The 4233-nt window shown below is 73.0% G+C and carries 3 protein-coding genes; 2 read left to right on the plus strand and 1 reads right to left on the minus strand.

The genetic code is table 11. The annotated features are described in order from the left end of the window. The first annotated feature begins 417 nt into the window (after positions 1-417). On the plus strand, positions 418-681 hold the full coding sequence (locus FOE67_RS18355; RefSeq protein WP_182665669.1) for a hypothetical protein: 264 nt from the start codon (positions 418-420) through the stop codon (positions 679-681). Positions 682-745: 64 nt separating this feature from the next. Here FOE67_RS18355 and FOE67_RS18360 read toward each other — a convergent pair whose 3' ends face one another. After that, positions 746-3355, minus strand: coding sequence for a DUF8508 domain-containing protein (locus tag FOE67_RS18360; protein WP_438874250.1), 2610 nt, complete (start codon positions 3353-3355; stop codon positions 746-748). Between the two features lie 96 nt (positions 3356-3451). On the opposite strand from FOE67_RS18360, the gene trhA reads away from it, so the two are divergent. Further along, a complete protein-coding gene (gene trhA / locus FOE67_RS18365; RefSeq protein WP_323385015.1) occupies positions 3452-4141 on the plus strand; it encodes a PAQR family membrane homeostasis protein TrhA in 690 nt (229 codons plus the stop codon). The last annotated feature ends 92 nt before the right edge of the window (positions 4142-4233 follow it).

A 4233-nucleotide genomic window follows, 5' to 3' on the forward strand; every position in this document is an offset into this window, starting at 1 on the left:
GCCCCGGGGCGGGGGCTCACCCGTGCGGGTGGCGGGGGCCGTTCCGGCGGAACACGCGGACGGACGCAGTGCCGGGAAATCGTTTCCCCGAGCGATTCCGAAAGCCCTCTCCTCGCTCGAAAGGGTGAAAAGAATTGGGATGGGGCGCGTCGGGACCGGTACCTTCTGAGCGCCTGCCGGTCGGTCCGTGATCCTCCCCGGTGGGTTTCCTCCCCGCGGCGCGATTCACCGTGCCGTGCCGTGTCGTGCCGTTTCATCCGCCCGCCGCCCCGGTTTCCCGCCGAGCCCTCCCGTGTCCTCCCGTCGCCCACCGGTTCGCCCTTCCGACCGATGCCCAGTCCGTTTCCCGGCCCGTTTCCTCCGTTCCCGGGGCGCCCCGCCCCGGGAGGGGCGGGGCCGACCAGGAGGTTCCCCACCGTGACGATCGACCGCGTGTTCCCCCCGCCGCGAGCCGGCGGCCTCCGTCTCCTGCGGGGCGGTTCCCCGGCGGGCGGGGAGCGGGCCGGCGGGACGCCCCGCTCCCCGGTGTCGCTGCGGGTGGTGCCCGACGGTACGGATCGCCCCGACCCCGATCACGACCCCGAGCCGGACGGGCGCGGCCCCGCCGGGGCGGCGCTGCCGTGCCCCGTGGCGGCCCGGGGCGTCTCGGTGGCCGCCCTGGTCACGGCGCGCGTCGCCTGACAACGCACCGGCCCGGTCCCTCCCCCGGGGGAGCGGACCGGGCCGGTGCGTCCGGTTCCGCGGATCAGCGGCCGGTCAGGCGTCCGAAGAGCTTCTCCAGGAAGTCGATGACCCCGCGGATCACCTCCCGCGCCTTCTCCTTCACCTTGTCCTTGTTCTTTCCCTTGTCCTTGTCCTTGTCCTTGCCGTCGTCCCCGCCGTTGTCGCCGCCGTTGTCCCCACCGTTTCCGCTGCGGGTGGTGTCGATACGCACGATCTGCGGGTCGTGGTCACTGGCCTGGTCGGCGAATTCCGCGTTCACCCGCACCGGCTCGTAGTCGAATCCGCGAATGGCCGGGCTGGTGAGAATGCCGTCCAGGGTCTGCGAATTGCCGTCGAAGACGTAGGTGTAGCGCTCCTCGGGCGGCAACGTCAGCATGAGGTTGTTCAGCGCCCCGCCCGAGGTGAGGATCGACCACGTCTCGGAGAACTCGAAGTCGTTGAAGTCGCCCGCGACCACCACGTTGGCGTTCGGGTCCACCGCCAACAGCTCCCGGACGAAGCCGTTCACCAGGGCGGCCTGACGGTGTCGCTGCGCCTCGGAGGTGCGGTTCGGCGGCTGGTTGCGCCCGTGCAGCGGCTCGTCACCGCCCTTGGAGTTGAAGTGGTTGGCGACCACGAAGAAGGTCTGCCCCTCGAACCGGAACTCGCCGATCAGCGGCTTGCGGCTGCTCGCCCAGGCCGAGTCGTTCGGCTCGATCCGCCCCGGTGAGAGGGACAGTTCCACGCCGCCGTCCGCCGCGACCGCCTCCACGGCGGTCCGGGCGTCCCCGCCCGGCCGGTCCACGAACTCCACCCGATCGGGGTTGAACAGCAGCACGTTGCGGATGTTGCCGCCCGGCTGCCCGCCGTCCCGCTTGTCCTCGGGGTCGATGGAACGCCACTCGTAGACCGGGCCGCCGGCGGCCTCGATCGCCTCGACGAACAGCCGCAGCGTCTCGTCCGAGGCGGTCACCCCGTCGTCGGTGGGACCGGTGTTGTCCTGGATCTCCTCCAGGGTGAGGATGTCCGGCTCGGCCAGGTTGACCACCACACCCTCGGCGAGGCGGGCGAACTTGGCCGCGTCGTCCAGCGGGGAGAGGTTCTCCACGTTGTAGGTGGCGATCGCGAGCTCCCGCTCCTCCTGCGGGCGGGTGACCTCGCGCTCCAGACCGTTGTCCACGTGGTCGCCGAGGTCGGAGGCCATCAGCGTGTAGCCGCCGTACCGGGCGTAGTCCAGCGGGCCGGTGGTGGTGCCGGTCAGCTCGTCACCGACGTTGGCCTCCGGCAGCGGGTTGGCCGGGTCCAGCGACATGACCTTCAGCCGGCCGGTGTTGGGCTCCTCGTAGGACCCGTACACGGTGCCGCCGCGCACCGAGGGGTTCTCCTCCGGCTTGACCGTCACCCACAGCTCGTCGTACTCGGTGGTCCGGCCGACGATCCGGGTGTCGGAGACCTCGACGAGCATGCCCTCCAGCGACTCGTACAGGTCCAGCGCGTAGGTCTCCGGGTCCAGCTTCAGGCTCTCCACGCTCCCCCCGGCCGCGTCCGGGGCGTACAGGTCCGGCACCGAGTCGGCGTCGAGCACCACGGGCGCGGGGAGGGGATTGCCGGAGGAGAGCACGGTGACGGTCGGCGAGGTGATCTCGGTGAGGGTCTGGGTGGCGCTCGCCGGACGGTACTCGGTGACCTGACCGCCCACCAGGACGGAATCCCCCGGGGAGACGGTCGGCACGGCCGAGCCGGTGTAGACGAACACGCCCTCGGAGGTGCGCGGGTCGGTGTCCGGCTCGGGGTCCTGGATCCAGAACCCGCGCGAGCCGGTGGTGCTCACGGCGGTCACCACGCCGGGGACGGCCGCGACGGTGGTCCCCGCGAGGGGGGAGATCCGGGTGTCGCCCTGGATGTCCCGGATCCGGACGTCGCCCGGTTCGGTGGGCGGCTCCCCCTCGTCCCCGCCGCCGGTCGCGGGACCCTCCCCGGCGGAGTTGACCGGGGTCGGCGCGCCGGCGGTCAGGTCGGCGGCGTTGTCGTCGGTGTCGGTCAGCTCGGCGTCCCTGGCCACGGATGCGGTGTTGGACGCCCCCGCCGCCGGGCCGGAGCCCTCCCGGACCACGGCGGTGCCGTAGCCGACCAGGTCCACGATCCGCTCGTCGTCCGCGCAGTCGGCGGCGGTGAGGCAGGTCAGCGCGGCGGTGCCGGCGACCAGGGCCACGGTGCCGCTCGTGGCGCTCATGTTGATCGAGCCGGTGGTGTCGGGGGTCGGCAGCTCGACGGTGCCACCGGCGCCGGCGGCCTGCGCGACGAGGTGGCGGGCACCCGGACCGATGGCGCCGGTCAACGGGGTGACCTGCCAGCGGGAGGAGGCGGAGGGGGAACCGGACAGGTACTGGACGCTGTGGCCGGTCAGGTCGAAGGCGTCGGTGCCGGGATTGCCCAGCTCGACGAAGTCGCGGGTCAGGGTGGCGCCGGAGTTGCCACCGCCGCCGTAGACCTCGCCGATCACGGCGGCCCCGACCCCGGCCTCCGTGGCGGGGTCGGCCGCCAGGGCGTGCGGGAGTTGGGTCAGCACCAGAGACGCCGCGGCGGCGGTGGTGACCAGGCGCAGGGCGTGGCGCGGGACCCGGCGCGCGCGGCTCGGTGACCGGTACGACAACTGGTTCGGCACGGTGGTTCCGTCTCCTCGAGGCGGGGAAACCCGCCGGTGCGGGGTGCGCCGGCGGAAGGACGCGCGGGCACGGCCGGTGCGGTGGTGAACCGCCCCCCCGACGAGCACGCGCACACCGCTCCCGGCGCGGCCCTGGAGTTCATCAAGCCCCGGCTGCGCGGCTGGCTGCACGCCGGGATGTTCCCCGCCGTACTGGTGGCGGGCATCCTGCTCACCGCTCTGGCGCAGACCCCGCAGGGGCGGCTGGCCTGCGCGGTCTACACCCTCACGGCCTGCCTGCTGTTCGGGGTAAGCGCCCTGTACCACCGGGGGCGGTGGGGCCCGCGGGCCACCGCCGTGCTGCGCCGGCTGGACCACGCCAACATCTTCCTGATCATCGCCGGCACCTACACGCCGCTGACGATCCTGCTGCTGGAGGACGGCCGGCAACAGATGCTGCTGTGGGGCATCTGGATCGCCGCCGCGGCCGGCATCGCCTTCCGGGTCTTCTGGGTGGGCGCCCCCCGGTGGCTCTACACCCCCTGTTACCTCGCCATGGGGTGGGCCGCCGTCTTCTTCCTGCCCGACTTCCTGCGCGCCGGCGGCATCGCGGTCCTGGTCCTGGTCGTGATCGGCGGCCTGCTCTACAGCGCGGGCGGGGTGGTCTACGGGATCAAGCGTCCCAACCCCTCCCCCCGGTGGTTCGGCTTCCACGAGGTCTTCCACTCGTTCACCCTCGCGGCGTTCGTCGTGCACTACGTGGGGATCTCGCTGGTCGCCTACGGGGCGGGCTGATTCCCGGCCGTCCCCCCGGAGCACGGCGGCGGGCCCGCACCCCTGCGCAGGGGTGCGGGCCCGCCGCCGTGTCCCCGGGGCGTCCCCGGGCG

It is taken from the genome of Streptomyces calidiresistens, assembly GCF_014141525.1.
GTDB lineage: Bacteria > Actinomycetota > Actinomycetes > Streptomycetales > Streptomycetaceae > Streptomyces > Streptomyces calidiresistens.